Below are 19,073 nucleotides of genomic sequence, written 5' to 3'. Positions count from 1 at the left end.
ACACGTTCCCCCAAGAGCCGCCGTGACCAACCACATACGATGTGCGTAGCCGTTCGGTAGCGCAGTGTCAGTCCTTGCCCCTAGGCTTGTGCGCATGTCCCCCGATTCCATGTTCCCTGGTTCCGTGCGATCTGCGGCCGCGTTGAACGAGCAGATTCGTGCTCTGTGGATGCGTGCCGGCGGTTCCCTGTCGGCGCAGGAGCGGGCCGAGTACGAGCTGTTGGTGGTGGAGTGGGCCGCGGCGATCCGGGGCGAGGTCATCGAGGCGGCATGAGCGCGCGGGCGTCCCACCGCCCGCACGAGCCAGCGGCGCTTCCATGACTAGCCCGCGAACATCGCACCGCCCGCTCAAGCCGGGCCCCGCGCCGCTCCTTTGACAAGCCCGCGAGCATCGGGCCGCCCGCTCAAGCCGGAACCCGCGCCGCTCCTGAAGCGAGCCCACGAAACATCGCGCTGTCCTCAGCGGCCCCCCGCCACCCGAAGCACGGCCCCCGTCGTGTACGAGGATTCCGGTGACATCAACCACGCGATGGCGGCGGCGATTTCGTCCGCGTGACCGGGTCGGCGCAACGGAATCGCGGCGGCCGCCCGCTCGGCACGGTCAGGGTCGCCCATCGCCGCGTGCATGTCCGTGTCGATCATGCCCGGGGCGACCGCGTTGACGCGGATACCGTCAGGACCGAGTTCCTTGGCGAGCCCCAGAGTCAGGGCGTCGACGGCCGCCTTCGTCGCCGCGTAGTGGACGAACTCGCCGGGGCTGCCGAGCGTGGCCGACGCGGAGGACACGTTGACGATGACGCCGCTCCCCCATGCCGTCATCGCCTTGGCCGCACGCCGCGAACACAGCAGGGTCCCCAGGAGGTTGACCTCGACCACCCGCCGCAGGTCGGCCGGTTCCGAGTCCGCGAGCCGGCCCAGCGGCCCGGTCACTCCGGCGTTGTTCACGAGCCCTGTCACCGGCCCGAGTTGGTCCACCGCCACGTCGAACAGCCGGTCCACGTCGGCCTCGTCGGAGGTGTCCGCCCGCACCGTGACGCAGCGCGCCCCCGCCGATCGCACTGCCGTCGCGGTCCACTCGGCGGCGGCCCCGTCGCTCACGTAGCCGATGACCAGGTCATGCCCGTCGGCGGCGAGGCGCGCGCAGGTGGCCGCCCCGATCCCCCGGCTCCCGCCCGTGACCACCGTGACCTGACGTGCCATGCGTGCCTCCCCGTATCGCCCTGCGCCCGAAGCCGGCCCGAGCCGATTGATCCCGCACCGACGGATCAGTCGATCACGTGGATATGCGGGACGCCAATTGCTGGATAGAGTCAGCTGGTCACAACTGGTTGTGGGGACAACCAACGTGCCTTTCGGCTGTCAGCGTCCTGGGGAGGGCTTGCAGCGCATGAGTCGTCGCTCTACTGGTGTTGTCGGCGTGTGGGCTGAGGTGCAGCGGCAGCAGCAGCGCCAGCTGGAAGCCGAAGCCAGACAGCGGAGTCAAGAAGCCCAGCAGGCGCGGGCCTACCAGCGGCGAGCTGCCCAGAGCCATCGCGAGTACCGGCAGGCGGAAGCGCTGCGCCGTACCGAGGAACTGGACGCGCAGGTCGCGTCGTTGCAAGGCCTGCTTGCCTCGGGCTGCCGAACGCCGGGGTTCAGGGCGGCCTCCCTCATGCGGCCCGAGGAGGTCCAGCCCTTCGCCCCCGGGACGTTGGCACAGCCCGTGCCCATGCCGGATCTCCATCATTACCAGGCGCAGAGCGGCTGGACCGCGAGTCGCCGCGCCCAGGCCCAGGCCGAGGCACGGTCACGCTTCGATCGGGACTGGCAGGCCGCCCAGGCCGCCGAGGCCCACAGACAGCGGCAGTTGGCGTCGTACCAGCGGGAGTACCAGCAGTGGGCCGCTGCCCAGCTGGCCGAGGTACGCGCGCACAACGCCGGGGTCTCCGCGGTGGTCGACGGCGTGCGGCGCCGGGATCCCGATTCCGTGGTCGAGTACTTCTCCGCCGCCCTCTACGCCTCCACCAGCTGGCCCGAGGCCTTCCCGCGTCAGGTGGCGGCAGCCTACGACCCGGCAGCCCGGCAGCTGGTCCTCGACTGGGAGTTGCCCGCCTACGAGATCGTCCCGGAGGTCAAGTCCGTTCGGTACGTGTCCGGGGTGGATCAGGACAAGGAGACCCCTCGTCCGGTGGGCCAACGCCGTGCCCTGTACCGGGAGGTTCTCGCTCAGTGCGTGCTGCTGGTGCTGCACGAGCTCTTCGCCGCCGACGAGTTGGGCGCGCTCGAGTCCGTGGCCCTGAACGGGTTCGTCGACGGACACGACCCTACGACCGGTCGGCCCGGCCAGATCTTTCTCGCCACCGTGATGGCCCCGCGCTCCTCGTTCCGTGAGCTGCACCTCGCCCAGGTGGACGCGGGGAGCTGTCTGGCCGACGCGCTGCGCGGACAGCTCTCGGCGCGGCCTGACCAGCTCACGCCGGTACGGCCCGGCAGGCGGCCGCACGACATAGGAAACCGCGTGGTCGCCCACGGCAGCGACGAGGAACCAGACCTGTACGCCATGGATCCGCTCGCCTTCGAGAACCTCGTCGCCGAGCTCTTCCGGGCCATGGGCATGCAGGCGGTGACGACCCAGCGCTCGAACGACGGCGGGGTGGACGTCGATGCGCTCGACCCGGCGCCGATCCGGGGCGGCAAGATCGTCGTACAGGTCAAGCGCTACCGCAACACGGTCTCCCCCACCGCGGTGCGCGACCTGTACGGAACGGTGCAGGACGCCGGCGCCAACAAGGGTGTCCTCGTGACGACTTCCGGGTTCGGCCCCGGCTCGCACACCTTCGCCAACGGCAAGCCGCTGGAACTCGTCTCCGGCGCCGAGCTCGTGGATCTGCTGCACCGTCACGGGCTGCGCGGACGCCTGGGCGAGGGTGGCCGTCGAGCCGCCGGGCAGCCGGCGCCGTCGGTTCGGGAGACCCGACTGCCCGACGACTACAACGTCCTGGGCATGTCGTGGACCGGAGGCGTGGCCCTGGACGTCTGCGCGCTCGTCTGCCGCGGCAACCGCGTCCTCACCGACGACCACTTCGTCTTCTTCAACAACCCGCAGACGCCCGACGGTTCCGTGCGTGCCCTTCCCGCGTCAGCGCCTGACAAGGCCGCGATCTGCGTCTCCTTCGACGGGTTGCCTGAGGAAGCCGACCGGTTCGTCCTCGTGGCCGCCATCGACCCGGAGGTCAACCCGGACGCCGATCTCGCCGGTTTCACGGATGCCCGCATCCGTCTGCTGGACCCGGGGATGACCGAACTGGGGCGGCTGGAGGTGTCCGACGGCCGGCGGGGCGAGACCGCTCTGGTCCTCGGTTCCTTCCGCCGAAGGTCCAACGGGGACTGGGACTTCGTCCTCGGCGGCAAGGGGTACACGGGTGGCCTGGAAGAACTCGTGCGGGAGCACGGCATCGACGTGGAGTAACTCGCCGGCGCCGCACCGGCGACCGTGCGCCCCGAAGAACCGGAAAAGCTGGAAAAGCCGGAGAATCCGGAGAATCCGGAGAATCCGGAGAAGCCGGAGAATCCGGAGAAGCCGGAGAAGCCGGAGAAGCCGGAGAAGCCGGAGCGAAGCCCGCCTAGGACGGCACAACGGCCCCCGAGTCCGGCCCCTCGGTTTCCGGCTCCTCGGGCGGATCGCCGAGTTGCTCGCGTGCGTAGTTCCAGACCACCGCGATGAGCGCGGCGACCGGTACGGCGAGCAGGCTGCCGACGATGCCGGCCAGGTTGCCGCCCAGTGTCACCGCGAGCAGGATCACGGCCGCGTGGAGGCCGAGGCCGCGGCTCTGGATGATGGGCTGGAACACATTGCCCTCGAGCTGCTGCACCACGACGATGATCGCGAGCACGATCAGCGCGTCGGTCAGGCCGTTCGACACCAACGCGATGAGCACCGCGACGAAACCGGCGAACAGCGCACCCACGATCGGCACGAACGCGGACACGAAGGTCAGCACCGCCAGCGGCAGCACCAGAGGGATTCCCAGGATCCACAGACCGATGCCGATGAAGACGGCGTCCAGCAGGCCGACGAGGGCTTGGGACCGGACGAACGAACCCAGGGTGTCCCAGCCGCGCTCGGCCACGGTCGGGATGTCGGTGGCGAGCCGGCCGGGCAACTGGCGGGTGAGCCACGGCAGGAAACGTGGTCCGTCCTTGAGGAAGAAGAACATCAGGAAGACCGCGAGGATGGCGGTGACCAGGCCGTTGACCACAGTGCTGACCCCTGTGGCAACCGCGGTGACCATGCTCCCCACGCTGTCCTGGATGCGCGCGACCGCGGCGTCGACGGCGCTGGTGATCTGGTCGTCGCCGATGTTCAGCGGCGGCCCCCCGGCCCACTCGCGCACCTTCTGGATGCCGTCGACCACTCCGTCGGTCAGATCGCCGGACTGGGAGGCCACCGGCACCGCGATCAGCGCCACGATGCCCATGACGACGAGGAGGAACAGCACGGTCACCACGGAGGCGGCCAGGGCCGGCCGCCATCCGCGCCGCCGCAGAAAGCGCGCCAGGGGCCAGGTCAGCGTGGTCAGGAACAGGCCGACCACGAGCGGCCAGACCACGGACCACATCCGGCCCAGGATCCAGAGGGCCACCGCGAGCAGCACGAACACCAGCAGCAGATCGACGGAGACACGCGCCGATCTGCGGAGTGCGTCGCGGGTTTTCGTGGGGCTCAAGGTGGCAGACATGGGGGTCACCCTATTGGTACGCAAGTCACACTGCGTGGGCAGTGTGCCGGCCGGCGAATATCCACTGCACGCCCCCTTGGCTGGGCACCTCCCGTGGCCAACACTGAGCCGATGACGCAGCGTGTGGAGCTCGCGGCCGTGATGGACCGGCTTGCCGTGGACGAACTGATCACCGAGTACGCCGTGGCGGTGGACGACGGCGACTGGGAGGCGTACCGAAAGCTGTTCACACCGGACGGGCGCGCCGACTACCGGTCGGCCGGCGGTATCGAGGGGGATGCGGCGGAGATCACCGGGTGGCTCGCCCAGAGCCTGCAACTCTTCGCGATGCGCCAGCATCTGATCGTCAACCGGCAGGTCCGGTTCGGCCTCCTGGAGCAGGACACGGGCGACACGGCCCGGGTCCGGGCGGATTACATCAATCCGATGCGGTTCGCGGGCCGGGACTGCGGATCGACCGCACCGGACTTCGTGTGCGGCGGCCGGTACGCCTTCGATCTGTTCCGTACGGCCGACGGCTGGCGGCTTCACGAGGTGGTCGTCCAGGAGAAGTGGCGCAGCACCGTGGAGCAGCCCGTCGCCACCTGAGCGGAGGTGTTCTGTCTGAGATCGATTCGGGCGGGCAGACTGGTGAGGGCATGCCACTGGGGAGGGAGACGCCGTATGAGGCTGACCGGCGACTGGCTCGAATCCCGCTGGTGGCGGGGGGCCTTGGCGCTCCTGGCCGGGGCGCTGCCCATGTTCGCGTTCCCGGCGCCGTCCCTGTGGTGGTTCGCGTACGTCGCCCTGGTGCCGTGGATCGTGCTGATCCGCTCGGCGCCGACCGCCCGGCATGCGGTGTACGACGGCTGGCTGGGCGGGCTCGGCTACATGCTGGCCGTGCACCACTGGCTGCTGCCGAGTCTGCATGTGTTCACCGTCGTCATCGCGGCCCTGCTCGGTGCCCTCTGGGCTCCCTGGGGCCTGCTCGTCCGCCGGTTCCTGTCGGGTGTGCCCTCCCCCGGCCGGGTCGCGGCCGCGCTGGTCGTGCTGCCGTCGGGCTGGCTGGCGGTCGAACTCGTCCGCTCCTGGGAGGGCCTCGGCGGGCCCTGGGGGCTGCTCGGGTCGAGCCAGTGGGAGGTGCAGCCCGCGCTGCGGCTCGCCTCGGTGGGCGGGGTGTGGCTGCTCAGCTTCCTGGTCGTCACGGTCAACGTCGTGGTGGCCGTGCTGGCCTCGGTGCGTGAGTCGCGCGTACCGGCGGTGGCCGGACTGGTCGCCACGGCCGCCGCTACCTCGGCGGCCTGGGTGTGGTCGCCGCGTCCGGACGCGGACGGCGGGACCCGGATCGCCATCGTCCAGCCGGGTGTCGTCGACGGCTCCGACAGCGGCGAGAAGCGCTTCGCCCGGGAGGAGGCGCTGACCCGTCAACTGGCGGGCCAGAAGCTGGACTTGATCGTCTGGGGAGAGAGCAGTGTCGGCTTCGACCTCGCCGACCGTCCCGACCTGGCGGACCGGATCGCCGCGCTGTCGCGTCTCACCGACGCCGACATCATGGTGAACGTGGACGCCCGCCGCTCCGACCGCCCCGGCATCTACAAGAGTTCCGTGCTCGTCGGCCCGCAGGGACCCACGGGTGACCGCTACGACAAGATGCGCCTCGTGCCGTTCGGCGAGTACATACCGGCGCGTTCCCTGCTCGGCTGGGCCACCTCCGTCGGCAAGGCGGCCGGCGAGGACCGCCGGCGCGGCAGCGAGCAGGTGGTGATGAACGTCGGCCACGGACTGCGCGTCGGACCGATGGTGTGCTTCGAGTCGGCGTTTCCCGACATGAGCCGCCATCTCGCCGAGGACGGCGCCGAGGTGCTCCTCGCCCAGTCGTCGACGTCGTCGTTCCAGTCCAGCTGGGCGCCCGAACAGCATGCCTCGCTGGCCGCGTTGCGGGCCGCCGAGACCGGCCGCCCCATGGTGCACGCCACACTGACCGGCGTCTCCGCGGTCTACGGTCCCAGCGGGCAACGGATCGGTTCATGGCTCGGCACCGACGTGAGCGGTTCGGAGGTCTACGAGGTGCCCCTCGCCCGCGGTGTCACCCCGTACGTCCGCTTCGGCGACTGGCCGGTGCACGCGGCCCTGCTGGTGCTGGCCGCGCTCGGCGCCACCGAGTGCCTGCGGTCGCTGCGGCTCAGGCGGCCCGCTCCTCCACCGCACGTACCACCCGCTCGCACAGCTCATGAGTCGCCAGCGCGTCCCGGGCGCTGACCACCTTCCCGGCGCGTACGGCGTCGAGGAAAGCGAACACCACCTGTTCGATCCCGCGCTGCCGGGCCACCGGCACCCAGTCACCGCGCCGGCGCAAGGTCGGCTGTCCCTTGTGGTCGATCACGTCGGCGAGATTGAGCACCTGCCGCTTGGTGTCCTGGCCGGAGACCTCGAGGATCTCCTCCGTGGAACCGCTGAGCCGGTTCATCACACCGAGTGCCGTGAAGCCGTCCCCGCCGAGCTGCAGCACGACATGGTGCAGCAGACCCTCCTCCACCCGGGCCCGCACGGTGACGTCGTCGACCGGCCCCGGCACCAGGAACCGCAGGGTGTCGACGACATGGATGAAGTCGTCGAGGACCATGGTGCGCGGCGCCTCGGGCAGCCCGACCCGGTTCTTCTGCATCAGGATCAGTTCACGCGGGTGGTCCAGGCACTGCGCGTATCCGGGTGCGTAGCGCCGGTTGAAGCCCACCGCGAGGCTCACGTTCCGCTCCTCGGCCAGCCGCACCAGCTGTTCGGAGTCGGCCAGTTCGTAGGCGAGCGGCTTGTCGACGTACGTCGGTACGCCCGCCTCCAGCAGTCGCGTCACGATCTCGGGGTGGGCGACGGTGGCCGCGTGCACGAACGCCGCGTCGAGGTCCTGGGCGAGCAGCTCCCCGAGGTCGGTGTGCCGCTGCGCCGCCGGAAGGTGCAGGCTGTCCGCGACCTCGGCGAGCGCCGCGGGCGTCCTCGTCTGCAGATGCAGTTCGATGTCCGGCTGGGTGGACAGCACCGGCAGATACGCCTTGCGCGCGATGTCGCCGAGTCCGATACAGCCGACCTTCACAAGGATCTCCTCAGGCAGTACGTGCGCGTCCAGGGAGCAAGTTCCGTCTTGCCACCCTGGTCAGCAGCATACGACCGCCACGGCAGCCGGCCGGCGATCCCGCGGAAGCCACCCGGGAGAGGCGCGGGTGCGGCCTGGGGCAGCGCGGAGTCCCGCTGTTCCGCCTGCCCGTCAGTGCGGCCCGGCCATGCCCGATCGGGGATCCGCGAGCGCATCGACGGCGCCACCGGCGAGCAGGGGTGACGCGCGCGCCCGCCGACGGCGGGGCCGGGGTCACCCATGTGGGGCATCCTCCGCCTGTCCGCTCCCCAAAGCGGGCCGGAACCAGCAGAGTTGCGCGGGTGCATCGATCGACGACCACCGCAACGCTCCTGGTCACCGTGGCCTTCTCGGCCCTCTCCGGCTGTGTGAGCGTCCAGCATCAACCCCTCTCCGGGCCGACGCCCACGCCCTCCCGGCCGTCGGCACCGCGCCCGGACGGCAAGGCCGAGCCGCACGTCGTACAGGCCCCGGCGCGGGAGGCGCTGGAGCTCATCGGCCCGCCCCGGCATACCAGGCCGAACGCGCCCACGGCACCCCGGACGGCCCCTGCGGCTCCCGCGCCGGCGCCCGCGCGTCAGCGCCCACGCCACGAGAACCCACCGCCGAAGCCGCACCGGCCCGAGCCCCGCGTCGCCGTCCCGTCCGTGCCCCGAGACCTCGGCAAGAACGCGGACGTGTGCGCGCTCGGCAGAAAGTACGGCGGCTGGAAACCGGACAGCCCGGAGGCGGTCATCTGCAAGGGCGCGTACGGGCGTTGACGCCCGGGCCATCCCGGATTTCCTCGGCCCTTCCGTCGCTAGGGCCGCTGTCGCGGCGGCCCCAGCGTCTCCCCTCCGGCTCCCCCGGGACCCCTGACTCGTCCCGGATCACCGGGGCCCCCGGGACCACTCGGCCCCGCGGAACCGCCCGGACCTCCAGACCCCCCGTTGGAGCCGGAACCCCGAGCGGCCCCTCCCCCGCCGGTCCCACCCCCGCCGGTCCCGCCCGGCTCGCTCCCCGACCCCTCGTCCTCCCGCAGCCGCAGTTCCAGGCGGCCGATCGCCGCCCTCACCCCGTCCCCGTAGCGGTCGTCGCCGAGGGCGCCGGCCGCGCCACGGGCCCGGCGCAGATGGCCGCGCGCGGCCTCGGCGCGGCCGAGCTTCACATAGTCGGCGGCCAGATTCAGATGCAGCGAGGGATAGAGCGCGCGCACCGCGAGCGACTGGTCGTGCTCGGCGACGCGCCCGTCCGTGAGCGCCTCGGCCGCCGACAACGCACGCAGATCCCAGACCAGTTCGTCCGCGGGGTCGTCCTGCGCGTCCGCCATGTAGTGCGCCAGTGTGCAGCGGTGCAGCGGGTCGCCGTCCTCGCCGATCTCCGCCCACAGGCCCAGGAAACGGTCTCGGGCCTCCTCGCGGTCACCGGCGTGCTGCAGCATGATGATCTGCCCGATCCGGGTCATCATGGCGTCCGGCGCCGCCTGCTCCTGCTGCTCCGCCACCGCGTCCTCCACGCTCGTCGCCTGTCGCCCACGACGCTAGGGCCTGTCCGGCGGATCTTGCGGTAGGTCGCGGGGCGTGGCACGCACATCCGCGGCGCTGTCGTCGGACGGGCCCCTGCCGTCAGCCCAGGTCCGGGATCCGCCAGTCGATGGGCTCGTGTCCCTGCTGGGCGATCGCCTCGTTGATCTGCGTGAAGGGGCGCGAGCCGAAGAACCTCTTCGCGGACAGCGGCGACGGGTGGGCGCCCTTCACCACGATGTGCCGCTCCTCGTCGATCAGCGGGAGCTTCTTCTGCGCGTAGTTGCCCCAGAGCACGAAGACCGCCGGGTCGGGCCGCTCGGCCACCGCGCGGATCACCGCGTCCGTGAACTTCTCCCAGCCCTTGCCCTTGTGCGAGTTGGCCTCTCCGCCGCGCACGGTCAGCACCGCGTTGAGCAGCAGCACACCCTGCTGGGCCCACGGCAGCAGAAAGCCGTTGTCCGGGACCGGGGTGCCCAGCTCCTCCTTCATCTCCTTGTAGATGTTGCGCAGGGAGGGCGGGGTCTTCACTCCGGGGCGGACGGAGAAGCACAGCCCGTGGCCCTGGCCCTCGCCGTGATACGGATCCTGGCCGAGGACGAGCACCTTCACCCGCTCGTACGGCGTCGCGTCGAGCGCGGCGAAGACCTCCTCGCGCGGAGGGTAGACGGGACCCTTGGCGCGCTCCTCCTCGACGAACTCGGTGAGTTCCTTGAAGTAGGGCTGCTGCAGCTGCTCGCCCAGGACGTCGCGCCAGGACTCGGGCAGCATGGCAATGTCGGTCACGTCAACTTCCTCCGATGTGCGGTCACTTCCAGGCCTCAGAACCTACAGGCGACCACTGACAACCGGACCCGCAGCCCGAATCGCCACCCGGCACTCGTCGCAGCTCAGCACCCCTCACACCGCGGGCCGCACGCGCCCGGCGCTACCAGCTCGTCTTCCGGTGCAGTTCCCACATCATCATGATCGTCGAGGGGTCGAGGGCCAGTTCGCCGCCGGCGATCTCCTCGCTCGCGGCCACGTACTGCTTGCCCTGCCAGAGCGGCAGCAGGCGCGCGTCGTCCACGAGGATCTGCTGCGCCTCCTCGAACTCCTTGACCACGGCCCCGCGATCGCTCTCACGGCGGGACTCGGGCAGCAGCACGCCGGTGATCTCCGGCGCCGGATACGGCGTACCGAGCGCGTTCTGCTCGCCCACGAACGGCGCGATGAAGTTCTCCGCGTCCGGGAAGTCGGGGAACCAGCCCCGCCCGAACACCGGGTACTCGCCCTTGCGGTAGCCCGCCTCGTACGTCTTCCAGGGGCGGCCCTTGACGGTGACGTCGAAGAGGCCGGACGCGTTGAGCTGGTCCTTGAGCTCCCGGAACTCCGGAGCGGTCTCGGAGCCGTAGCGGTCGGTGGTGTACCAGAGCGTGAGCGGGACGCGCCCGGTGATGCCGTCTTCCTCGAGGATCTTGCGGGCCTTGGACGCGCTGGGGTCCCCGTAGTCGTCGAAGAAGCCCGTGGTGTGCCCGACCAGCCCCTTGGGGACCATGGAGTACAGCGGGTCGACGGTGTCCTTGTAGACCTTGTGCGCGATGGCCGGCCGGTCGACGATCTGCGCGATCGCCTTGCGCACCGCCGGCTTCTTGGCCCACGGGTCCTTCGGGTTGAACACCAGGTAGCTGATCTCGGTGCCCGCGCCCTCGACGAGCTGGAGGCCCTCCTCGTCGTGGTGTCCCTGCAGAGAGACGATGTCCGAGGAGGCGAGACCGCGGAAGGTGACGTCGATCTTCTTGTCCTTGAGGGCGTCGACCATCTGGGACGAGTCCTGGAAGTAGCGGATGGTGACCGCGTCGTTCTTGCGCTCGGCGAAGCCGTCGTAGTGGTCGTTCCTGACGAGTTCGGCCTTCTTGCCGTCCTCGTAGGAGTGCAGGCTGTAGGGCCCGGACCCGAAGACCTTGCCGTCCTTGCGCAGCGAACGGGCCGGGTAGTCGTCCGGGTCGACGATCGACATGGCGGGGGTGGCCAGGACGAACGGGAAGGTCGCGTCCGGCTTGTTGAGATGGAAGACGATCTCGCGGGCGCCCAGCACCTGGACGCGGTCCAGACTGCCCAGCAGCCCCGCGGGACCGCCGGACACGTTGATCTGCCTGATCCGGTCGATCGAGTACTTGACGGCTCGGGCGTCGAGGGTGTCACCGTCGGAGAACTTCATGTCCGGCCGCAGCATGCAGCGGTACGTCCGGTTCGAGGAGTCGGTGAACCGGCAGTTCTCGGCGGCGTCGGGCTGCGGCGTGGTCGCCCCGGAGGGGTAGCTCAGCAGGGTCTGGTAGATGTTGCGGAACAGCTCCCAGGAGCCGTCCCAGGACGCGGCAGGATCCAGCGTGCTGGGTGCGCTGGTGGTGCCCACGACGATCGGCCCGTTGTCCTCGGACGACCCCGTGGAGAGAACACCGCACCCGGCCACCAGGGATATGGACGTGAGCGCCGCCAGCCGGCGCAGACATCGGTTCCGGTTGAACACGCGCACGCTCCTCGATCTGCCGTCCAAGGGTCGGCAGACGATACCGCAGTGTCCCGCCGCTGGAACCGTGTTCCGGCAGGGCACTTGATCAGCGCGTATGTGACTACGTTGTCATTCCTCTGTGCCCCCGTCGCGCGTGGACACAAGGGCCGTTTCTGTCCACCGAAGGCCGACGCGGACACCGTTTCTGCCGACCTCTGCGACGCCCGGCGATACGCCGGCGCGGGCACCGTTTCTCCGTACGGGCGCCCGCGCCGACGCCTGCGTCAGCTGACTCCGGCGTTCAGGAAGATGCCGCCGTCCACCACGAGCGTCTGCCCGGTGACCCAGTCCGACTGCTCGGAGGTGAGGAAGGCCGCGGCACCCCCGATGTCGGAGGGCACGCCGAGCCGGCCGAGCGGGTAGGCCGCGGCCGCCTCCGCCTCGCGGCCCTCGTACAGGGCCTGCGCGAACTTGGTCTTGATGACGGCGGGCGCGATCGCGTTGACCCGGACCTTCGGCGCGAACTCGTGCGCGAGCTGCACGGTCAGGTTGATCATCGCGGCCTTGCTGATGCCGTACGCGCCGATGAACGGCGAGGGCGCGAGGCCGGCGACGGACGCGATGTTGACGATCGACCCGCCGTTCTCGCTCTGCCAGGCCTTCCAGGTCTGCTGGGCGAACCCGAGGGCCGAGACGACGTTGGTCTCGAAGACCTTGCGCGCCACATTGAGGTCCAGCTCGGCGATCGGGCCGAACACCGGGTTCGTACCGGCGTTGTTGACCAGGTGGTCGACGCGGCCGAAGGCCTCCATCGTGCGCTCGACGGCGACGGCCTGGTGGGCCTCGTCGTGCGCCTTGCCGGCCACGCCGATGGCGCGGTCGGCACCGAGCGCCTCGACGGCCTCCTTGAGGGCGTCCTCGTTGCGGCCGGTGATGCACACGCGGTCACCGCGGGCGATCAGCGCCTCGGCGACGCCGTATCCGATGCCGCGGCTGCCGCCCGTGATGAGGGCGACCTTGCCGGAGAGTTCGGGAAGTGCGGTCATGTCGGTGTCCCCCGGCTTCAGTTGAGCGGTCCGCCGGCGACGTACATCACCTGGCCGGAGACGAAGCCGGCCTCCTCGCCCGTGAAGAAGGCGATCGCGTTGGCGATGTCGTCCGGCTTGCCGACGCGCTGCACGGGGATCTGGGTGGCGGCCGCGGCCTGGAACTCCTCGAAGCCCATGCCGACCCGGGCGGCGGTGGCGGCGGTCATGTCGGTGACGATGAAGCCGGGGGCCACGGCGTTGGCGGTGACGCCGAACTTGCCGAGCTCGATGGCGAGGGTCTTGGTGAAGCCCTGCAGACCCGCCTTGGCCGCGGAGTAGTTGGCCTGGCCGCGGTTGCCGAGGGCGGAGGACGAGGACAGGTTGACGATCCGGCCGAACTTCGCCTCGACCATGTGCTTCTGGCAGGCCTTGGACATCAGGAAGGCGCCGCGCAGGTGCACGTTCATGACCGTGTCCCAGTCCGTCGCGCTCATCTTGAACAGCAGGTTGTCGCGGAGCACGCCCGCGTTGTTCACCAGGATCGTCGGCCCACCGAGCTCCTCGGCGATGCGCGCGATCGCGGCCTCGACCTGGGCCTCGTCGGAGACGTCGCAGCCCACCGCGATGGCCTTGCCACCGGCGGCGGTGATCTTCTCCACGGTGTCCTTGCAGGCGGCCTCGTCGAGATCGATCACGGCGACGGCGCGGCCCTCTGCGGCCAGTCGTACGGCGGTCGCGGCGCCGATGCCGCGCGCGGCACCCGTGACCACGGCCACGCGCTGCTCAGTGGTGGACATTGCTGGTTCTCCTCGCCCTTGGAAAAGCCTGTCGGAAGCCTGTCTCGGCACCCTCGGCCCCTCGCGGAAGCCTCGGGATCCTGAAAAGCCTGCGGCTCACACGGTACGCCCGTCCAGTGAGCGACCGCTTAGTACCCTCAGCAGACGTGACGCTAGAAGCCCTGGCACTCGGTGTCAACGGCACACGGGGTGCCTGTGATCCATTACCTCACCAGCAGGTCCAGCAACCGCTCCGCCTCGGCCCGCGGATCCCCCGTGAGTCCGGTGTGCACGGGCCCCGGCTGCACGACGGTGGACCGGGGCGCGATCAGCCATCGAAAGCGGCGCCCGGCGTCGTCGCCCGCGGCCTGACCTGCCGCTTCGCCACCGGCGCAGACTCCTTCGACGGCACGCAGCGCGGCCCGTACGCCCGCCACGTCCGCGTCCGGATCCAGTGCCCGCAGCTTGTCCTCGTCCAGATGGGTGCGGGCGGCCACGAAGGACCGGGCACGGCAGTAGACCAGCACCCCCGCGTTGAAGCACTCGCCGCGTTCGACCCGTGGCACCACCCGCAGCAGCGCGTACTCGAAGACGTCCCGCTCGCTCACTTCTCCCCCTTGACGCGCTCGTGGATGTCGGCGGCCCGGGCCAGCAGTGGCTCCGCGTAGGCGCGGCGCAGCGCGTCGGCCGAGTCGAAGCCCGGCTCCCCGGCCAGCCACGCCTCGGGGATCTCGGCGGTCACCTCGGCCAGCAGCTCCTCGGTGACCAGGGGGGCCAGCTGGGCGGCGGCGGAGGCGACATCGGGCCGGAACGGGGCGAGCGCGTGGTCGGAGGCGTCGTACGGCTTGGCCGCGGAGGTCCGCCATGCCGGCCAGTTGTGGTGCCAGATCATGGTGGCGCCGTGATCGATGAGCCACAGCTCGCCCTGCCGCATCAGCAGGTTCGGGTTGCGCCAGGAGCGGTCGACGTTGTTGACCAGCGCGTCGAACCACACGACGCGGCCGGCCTCCTCGGGGCTCACCTCGAAGGCGAGGGAGTCGAAGCCGAGCGCGCGGGACAGGAAGTCCATGCCGAGGTTCGGGCCACCGCTGGACTTGAGGAGCTCCTGCACCTCCTGGTCCGGCTCGCCGAGCCCCAGCACCGGGTCGAGCCCGATGGTGACGAGGCCGGGCACCCGCAGACCGAGCCGGCGGGCGAGTTCACCGCAGACGACCTCCGCGACGAGCGTCTTGCGGCCCTGGCCGGCGCCGGTGAACTTCATGACGTATGTCCCGAGATCGTCGGCCTCGACGAGTCCCGGCAGCGAGCCGCCCTCACGCAGGGGCGTGATGTAGCGGGTCGCGATGACTTCCTTGAGCATCGCCCCAGGCTACTGGGGTGTTCGGGGGCACCGGGCGCGTCCGGTGGGCGGGTCCGGCCGCGGCGGGATCTCGATTGGGTCACCATGCCGCCCCCGGCTGAACGGCGCGCGGGGGCGACCCGTACACCTTCATGGACCTATGTCACGTCCGTTGAAGGGAAGACGCCAGCATGACCAGCGAATCGTTTGAGCCCCGGCCGGTACCGGGACCGGGCCGTCGGGCCGTGGTGGCGGCGGTCGGGGCGGCCGGCATCGCCGTCGCGCTGACCGCGTGCGGGGACGAGAAGGAGTCGTCCGGTTCCACCGAGGTGAGCGGAGGCGCCTCGGGCGGAGCCGGTGCGGGCGGCGGCACCGTCATCGCCAAGACCGCCGACATCCCGGAGGGCGGTGGAAAGCTCTTCGCCGACCAGGGCGTGGTGGTGACCCAGCCGACGGCGGGCACCTTCGAGGCGTTCTCGTCGAAGTGCACCCACCTCGGCTGCGCGGTGAAGGACATCTCCGACGGCGTCATCAACTGCCCTTGTCACGGCAGCCAGTTCTCCGTCAAGGACGGCAGTGTGAAGAAGGGCCCGGCGACCAAGCCGCTGCCCGCCGCCAAGATCTCCGTGGACGGGGACTCGATCACCCTCCTGTGAACGGCCTCGCTCACTCCCGGGGTCCGCGCCGCGGCCCCTTGAGGCAGGCCAGCACCTCGTCCGTGGTCGCGACGGTGGCGACCAGGGCGAGTGTGTTGCGGAGCATCGCGGGGGTGTAGTCGGAGGGCACCCCCGCGATGGCGTCCGAGGGCACGACCACCGTGTAGCCGCGGTTCACGGCGTCGAACACGGCGTTGGGAATGGCCACGTTGGCGGAGACGCCGCTGACCACCAGCGTGCGGCAGCTCAGATTGCGCAGCAGCGGATCCACGTCGGTGCCCGAGATCGGCGACAACCCGTGCAGCCGTCGTACGACGAAGTCCTCGTCGGTCACCTCGATGGGCGGTACGACGCGCACGGCGGTGGTGCCCGTCAGCTGTTGCACCGGCAGCCGGGCGGCCGCGCGGAACAGCCGGGCGTTGCGGTTGGCGCCGCGCCCGTCCGGCCGGCGCTCGGCGATCGCGTGGATCACCTGTACCCCGCTCTCGTGCGCGGCGGCGACGAGGCGGGCGACCTGTGCGAGCGCCCCCGACGAGCGGGCCTCCTTGGCGAGTTCGGGCAGCGCGCTGTCCAGGCCCACGACGCCCTGCTGGCACTCGACGGTGAGCAGCACCGTGGTCGCGGGGTCGAGGAGTTCACTGAGCTGTTCGTACGACGGCATGGCTCCCCCTGGTCACGGACGGTCGGGCGGGCGAGACTAACGACCATTGCGTGCGGACGGAAGACAGCCCATGCTTTTCTGACGGAGCGTCAGAGCTTTTCCTGACGGAACGTCAGGCATATATCTGGCATATATCTGATAGGGCGTCAGAATACGAAGTCCGGCGTGCGCGCCGGAGAAGAGGGGACCGCATGGCCGTCACGCAGCGCCGGGGCCGCAGGATCATGATGACACCGGGCGAACTGGACGAGTTCCTGACCAGCCAGCGCACCTGCCGCGTCGCGACGGTCTCGGCCGACGGTGCCCCGCACGTGAGCACCCTCTGGTTCGCCTGGGACGGCACCTCGTTCTGGCTGTACTCCATCACCCGCAGCAAACGCTGGGCCGACCTGCGCCGCGACCCGCGCGTCGCGGTCGTCGTGGACAGCGGCGAGGAGTACGGCGAGCTGCGCGGCGCGGAGCTGTCGGGCACCGTCGAGTTCGTCGGCGAGGCCCCTCGTACGGGCGAGCCCTGCCCCGAACTCACCGCCGTGGAGCGCCTGTTCGCCCGCAAAAACTTCGGCATGGACGAGATGCCGCACGACGGCCGGCACGCCTGGATGCGGCTGACGCCTGATGCGGTGGCGTCCTGGGACTTCCGCAAGATGGCTGCACCGCAGGCCTGACCGGGGCCGGGCACGCGTGACTCGTGTCCGACCGGGGCCGGCCGTGACCGGTCCCTGGGGTCGCGGGCCACGGCCACAATGGTGCGGCCCTGGCCCCCGCTCAGACGACAGCCCGACCCGCCGCCCGCAACGCCTCCACCGCCGCCCGGATCGACGGGCGGCGGTCCGCGTCCGCCCGCCACACGACGTAGACATGCCGCCGTACCCGCTGCTTCACCGGGACCGTGACGACTCCCGGGGGCATCGGATGACGGCCGAGCAGGGGGGCGATGCACACGCCGAGGCCCGCGGCGACGAGGCCGAGCTGGGTGTGCGTCTCCGCGGCGCGATGACCGATGTGCGGCTCGACGCCCTTGGAGCGCAGCGTGAACATCAGCCACTCGTGGCAGAACTCGCCCTCGGCCCACGTGATCCACTCGTCGTCGGCGAACTCGTCGAGGTCCACCTCCGTACGGTCGGCGAGGCGGTGCCCGGCCGGCATCGCGACATCGGCGGGGTCGTCCAGGACCGCCGCCTTGACCAGCCCGTCGGGCAGGGGCATCGGCTTGTTGTACCAGTCGAGCACCACCGCGAGATCGAGGTCGCCCCGCACCACACCGGCCACCCCGGCCTCGGGCTCCAGCTCGCACGAGCGCACCCGCAGCCCGGGATGCGTACGGCGGAGCGCGGCCAGGGCGGACGGGAAGAGTCCGCGCGCGGCGGTCGGGAACGCCGACAGCCGCAGCTCTCCGACCACCTGACCGCGCTGCGCCTCCAGATCGGACTGGGCGAGCTCGACCTGGGACAGGATGCGCGCGGCGTGATCCGCGAGCAGCCGACCGGCGTCGGTGAGCCGGACCCCCCGGCCGTTCTTGGCGAGGAGCTGCTGCCCCACCTCCCGCTCCAGCTTGGACATCTGCTGGGAGACGGCCGAGGTGGTGACGTGCAGTCCATCGGCGGCCCCACTGACCGAGCCGTGGCGGGCCAGGGCGTCCAGGGTGCGCAGGCGCTCCAGATTCAACATGTAAGCGATGCTACGAGATATCGCTTGAGAAATCTCGCTTGTGCTACGAGGTCGACTGCTTCATCGTTACGTCCATGAGCACCGTCACCACGCCGTGCGACCTTGCCTCCACCGCCCCGCCCGGACATCGCCGCCCCGCCCTCGACTGGCGGATCCGCTTCGGCGTCCTCTCCCTGATCTGGGGTTTCAGCTTCCTCCTCATCAAGGTCGGTACGGACGGGTACGCGCCGTTCCAAGTCACCCTCGGGAGGCTGGTGTTCGGTACGGCGGTGCTCGCGGTGGCGATGGCGGTCAAGCGGGAGCGTCTGCCGCGCGGGGCACGCACCTGGGGCCATCTCGCGGTCGCCGCGCTCCTGTTGAACGCACTGCCGTTCTCGCTGTTCGCCTACGCCGAGCTGACGATCCCGTCCACACTCGCCGGCATCTGCAACGCGACCTCCCCTCTGTGGGGCATGGCCCTGTCGATGGTCGCCCTGTCCGAGGACCGGCCGACCCGGCTCAGGGTCGCGGGCCTCGGCCTCGGCTTCCTGGGCGTGCTGACCGCGCTCGGCGCCTGGCAGGGCTTCAGCGGCCTGGACGCCACGGGCACCGCGCTGGCCCTGCTGGCCTCGCTGTGCTACCCCATCGGCTGGATCTACGTCCGCCGCACCCTGGCCGGCACCGGCCACTCGCATCTCTCTCTGACCGGCGCCCAGTTGCTCCTCGCCACGGTCCAACTGGCCGTCGTCACCCCACTGTTCACCAGCCTGCCGACACACTTCCCGCTCGTCCCGCTGCTCGCCGTCACGGCACTGGGTGCCCTCGGCACAGGGCTCGCCGTACTGATCCAGTACGGCCTGGTCGCCGAGGTCGGTCCGACGACGGCCCAGATGGTCACGTACTTCATCCCCGTCATCGCCACCGCGGCGGGCGTCGCCGTGCTGGGCGAGCCGCTGGCCTGGTCGACGCCCATCGGCGCGGTGACAGTCCTCGCGGGCGCGGCACTGACACAGGCGAGGGGGCGTCGGTGACACATAGGTGCGGGCGCCTGTAGGCACGGGCGCGGGCACCGGCCTCACGCGTACCGGCCCGCGGTGCGGCCTCACGCGTACCGGTGCTGCGGCCCCGCCGGACCCGCGCGCGCCCGTC

The 19,073-nt window shown here is 70.7% G+C and carries 20 protein-coding genes and 1 pseudogene; 8 read left to right on the top strand and 13 right to left on the bottom strand.

Annotated features, from left to right (window positions below; all coding sequences use genetic code 11):
- The first annotated feature begins 94 nt into the window (after positions 1–94).
- Positions 95–274: a hypothetical protein gene (locus tag ACFVYF_RS12295; protein ID WP_389454831.1), complete on the top strand. Its 180-nt coding sequence runs from the start codon at positions 95–97 to the stop codon at positions 272–274.
- A gap of 185 nt (positions 275–459) precedes the next feature.
- Here ACFVYF_RS12295 and ACFVYF_RS12290 read toward each other — a convergent pair whose 3' ends face one another.
- Positions 460–1,200 carry an SDR family NAD(P)-dependent oxidoreductase gene (locus ACFVYF_RS12290; protein ID WP_389454829.1) on the bottom strand — a complete coding sequence of 247 codons (741 nt, stop codon included), beginning with the start codon at positions 1,198–1,200 and terminating at the stop codon, positions 460–462.
- A gap of 118 nt (positions 1,201–1,318) precedes the next feature.
- On the bottom strand, positions 1,319–1,600 hold the full coding sequence (locus tag ACFVYF_RS12285; RefSeq protein WP_389454827.1) for a hypothetical protein: 282 nt from the start codon (positions 1,598–1,600) through the stop codon (positions 1,319–1,321).
- Positions 1,601–1,708: 108 nt separating this feature from the next.
- Here ACFVYF_RS12285 and ACFVYF_RS12280 point away from each other — a divergent pair, with 108 nt between their 5' ends.
- Positions 1,709–3,448, top strand: a complete 1,740-nt coding sequence (locus ACFVYF_RS12280) for a restriction endonuclease (protein ID WP_389454825.1) — start codon at positions 1,709–1,711, stop codon at positions 3,446–3,448.
- A gap of 154 nt (positions 3,449–3,602) precedes the next feature.
- Here the strand turns inward: ACFVYF_RS12280 and ACFVYF_RS12275 are convergent, their stop codons facing one another.
- Positions 3,603–4,718, bottom strand: a complete 1,116-nt coding sequence (locus ACFVYF_RS12275) for an AI-2E family transporter (RefSeq protein WP_389454823.1) — start codon at positions 4,716–4,718, stop codon at positions 3,603–3,605.
- A 111-nt stretch (positions 4,719–4,829) separates the two neighbouring features.
- Between ACFVYF_RS12275 and ACFVYF_RS12270 the strand changes: the two genes are divergently transcribed.
- Positions 4,830–5,306: a nuclear transport factor 2 family protein gene (locus ACFVYF_RS12270; RefSeq protein ID WP_389454821.1), complete on the top strand. Its 477-nt coding sequence runs from the start codon at positions 4,830–4,832 to the stop codon at positions 5,304–5,306.
- A 75-nt stretch (positions 5,307–5,381) separates the two neighbouring features.
- The gene (lnt, locus tag ACFVYF_RS12265; RefSeq protein WP_389454819.1) at positions 5,382–6,956 is read left to right on the top strand and encodes an apolipoprotein N-acyltransferase; all 1,575 of its coding nucleotides are present in this window, start codon (positions 5,382–5,384) and stop codon (positions 6,954–6,956) included.
- Here the strand turns inward: lnt and ACFVYF_RS12260 are convergent.
- Positions 6,880–7,785 carry a Gfo/Idh/MocA family protein gene (locus ACFVYF_RS12260; RefSeq protein ID WP_389454817.1) on the bottom strand — a complete coding sequence of 302 codons (906 nt, stop codon included), beginning with the start codon at positions 7,783–7,785 and terminating at the stop codon, positions 6,880–6,882. The genes lnt and ACFVYF_RS12260 overlap by 77 nt on opposite strands.
- Before the next feature lie 341 nt (positions 7,786–8,126).
- On the opposite strand from ACFVYF_RS12260, the gene ACFVYF_RS12255 reads away from it, so the two are divergent.
- The gene (locus ACFVYF_RS12255) at positions 8,127–8,585 is read left to right on the top strand and encodes a hypothetical protein (RefSeq protein ID WP_389454815.1); all 459 of its coding nucleotides are present in this window, start codon (positions 8,127–8,129) and stop codon (positions 8,583–8,585) included.
- 215 nt (positions 8,586–8,800) lie between these two features.
- On the opposite strand, the pseudogene ACFVYF_RS12250 reads toward ACFVYF_RS12255, so the two are convergent.
- The 7 genes and pseudogenes from ACFVYF_RS12250 to ACFVYF_RS12220 form a co-directional block, all read right to left on the bottom strand.
- Positions 8,801–9,307 (bottom strand): annotated as a pseudogene (locus ACFVYF_RS12250) (hypothetical protein); the annotation flags it as partial.
- Between the two features lie 121 nt (positions 9,308–9,428).
- Positions 9,429–10,112 carry a uracil-DNA glycosylase gene (ung, locus tag ACFVYF_RS12245; protein WP_389454813.1) on the bottom strand — a complete coding sequence of 228 codons (684 nt, stop codon included), beginning with the start codon at positions 10,110–10,112 and terminating at the stop codon, positions 9,429–9,431.
- Positions 10,113–10,254: 142 nt separating this feature from the next.
- Positions 10,255–11,835, bottom strand: a complete 1,581-nt coding sequence (locus ACFVYF_RS12240) for an ABC transporter substrate-binding protein (protein WP_389454811.1) — start codon at positions 11,833–11,835, stop codon at positions 10,255–10,257.
- Positions 11,836–12,101: 266 nt separating this feature from the next.
- Complete coding sequence (locus ACFVYF_RS12235; RefSeq protein ID WP_389454809.1) at positions 12,102–12,863, bottom strand: SDR family oxidoreductase; 762 nt, start codon at positions 12,861–12,863, stop codon at positions 12,102–12,104.
- Between the two features lie 17 nt (positions 12,864–12,880).
- Positions 12,881–13,642 (bottom strand): 3-oxoacyl-ACP reductase FabG, encoded by a 762-nt coding sequence (fabG, locus tag ACFVYF_RS12230; protein ID WP_389454807.1) that lies wholly within the window; start codon positions 13,640–13,642, stop codon positions 12,881–12,883.
- 203 nt (positions 13,643–13,845) lie between these two features.
- Positions 13,846–14,229 (bottom strand): DUF3037 domain-containing protein, encoded by a 384-nt coding sequence (locus tag ACFVYF_RS12225; protein WP_389454805.1) that lies wholly within the window; start codon positions 14,227–14,229, stop codon positions 13,846–13,848.
- Positions 14,226–14,981, bottom strand: coding sequence for a HipA family kinase (locus ACFVYF_RS12220; RefSeq protein WP_389454803.1), 756 nt, complete (start codon positions 14,979–14,981; stop codon positions 14,226–14,228). Before ACFVYF_RS12220 ends, ACFVYF_RS12225 begins: the two co-directional genes overlap by 4 nt.
- A 170-nt stretch (positions 14,982–15,151) precedes the next feature.
- Here ACFVYF_RS12220 and ACFVYF_RS12215 point away from each other — a divergent pair, with 170 nt between their 5' ends.
- Positions 15,152–15,616, top strand: coding sequence for a Rieske (2Fe-2S) protein (locus ACFVYF_RS12215; RefSeq protein ID WP_389454801.1), 465 nt, complete (start codon positions 15,152–15,154; stop codon positions 15,614–15,616).
- A 10-nt stretch (positions 15,617–15,626) separates the two neighbouring features.
- On the opposite strand, the gene ACFVYF_RS12210 is transcribed toward ACFVYF_RS12215, so the two are convergent.
- Positions 15,627–16,277, bottom strand: a complete 651-nt coding sequence (locus ACFVYF_RS12210; RefSeq protein ID WP_389454799.1) for a cysteine hydrolase — start codon at positions 16,275–16,277, stop codon at positions 15,627–15,629.
- Between the two features lie 191 nt (positions 16,278–16,468).
- On the opposite strand from ACFVYF_RS12210, the gene ACFVYF_RS12205 reads away from it, so the two are divergent.
- Positions 16,469–16,942 carry a pyridoxamine 5'-phosphate oxidase family protein gene (locus tag ACFVYF_RS12205; RefSeq protein ID WP_389454797.1) on the top strand — a complete coding sequence of 158 codons (474 nt, stop codon included), beginning with the start codon at positions 16,469–16,471 and terminating at the stop codon, positions 16,940–16,942.
- Between the two features lie 100 nt (positions 16,943–17,042).
- Here ACFVYF_RS12205 and ACFVYF_RS12200 read toward each other — a convergent pair whose 3' ends face one another.
- Positions 17,043–17,945, bottom strand: a complete 903-nt coding sequence (locus tag ACFVYF_RS12200; RefSeq protein ID WP_389454795.1) for a LysR family transcriptional regulator — start codon at positions 17,943–17,945, stop codon at positions 17,043–17,045.
- 74 nt (positions 17,946–18,019) lie between these two features.
- Here ACFVYF_RS12200 and ACFVYF_RS12195 point away from each other — a divergent pair, with 74 nt between their 5' ends.
- Positions 18,020–18,955 (top strand): DMT family transporter, encoded by a 936-nt coding sequence (locus tag ACFVYF_RS12195; protein ID WP_389454793.1) that lies wholly within the window; start codon positions 18,020–18,022, stop codon positions 18,953–18,955.
- The last annotated feature ends 118 nt before the right edge of the window (positions 18,956–19,073 follow it).

The organism is Streptomyces sp. NPDC058274 (genome assembly GCF_042881375.1).
Taxonomy (GTDB): domain Bacteria; phylum Actinomycetota; class Actinomycetes; order Streptomycetales; family Streptomycetaceae; genus Streptomyces.
This window is presented reverse-complemented; position numbering and strand designations above follow the sequence as displayed.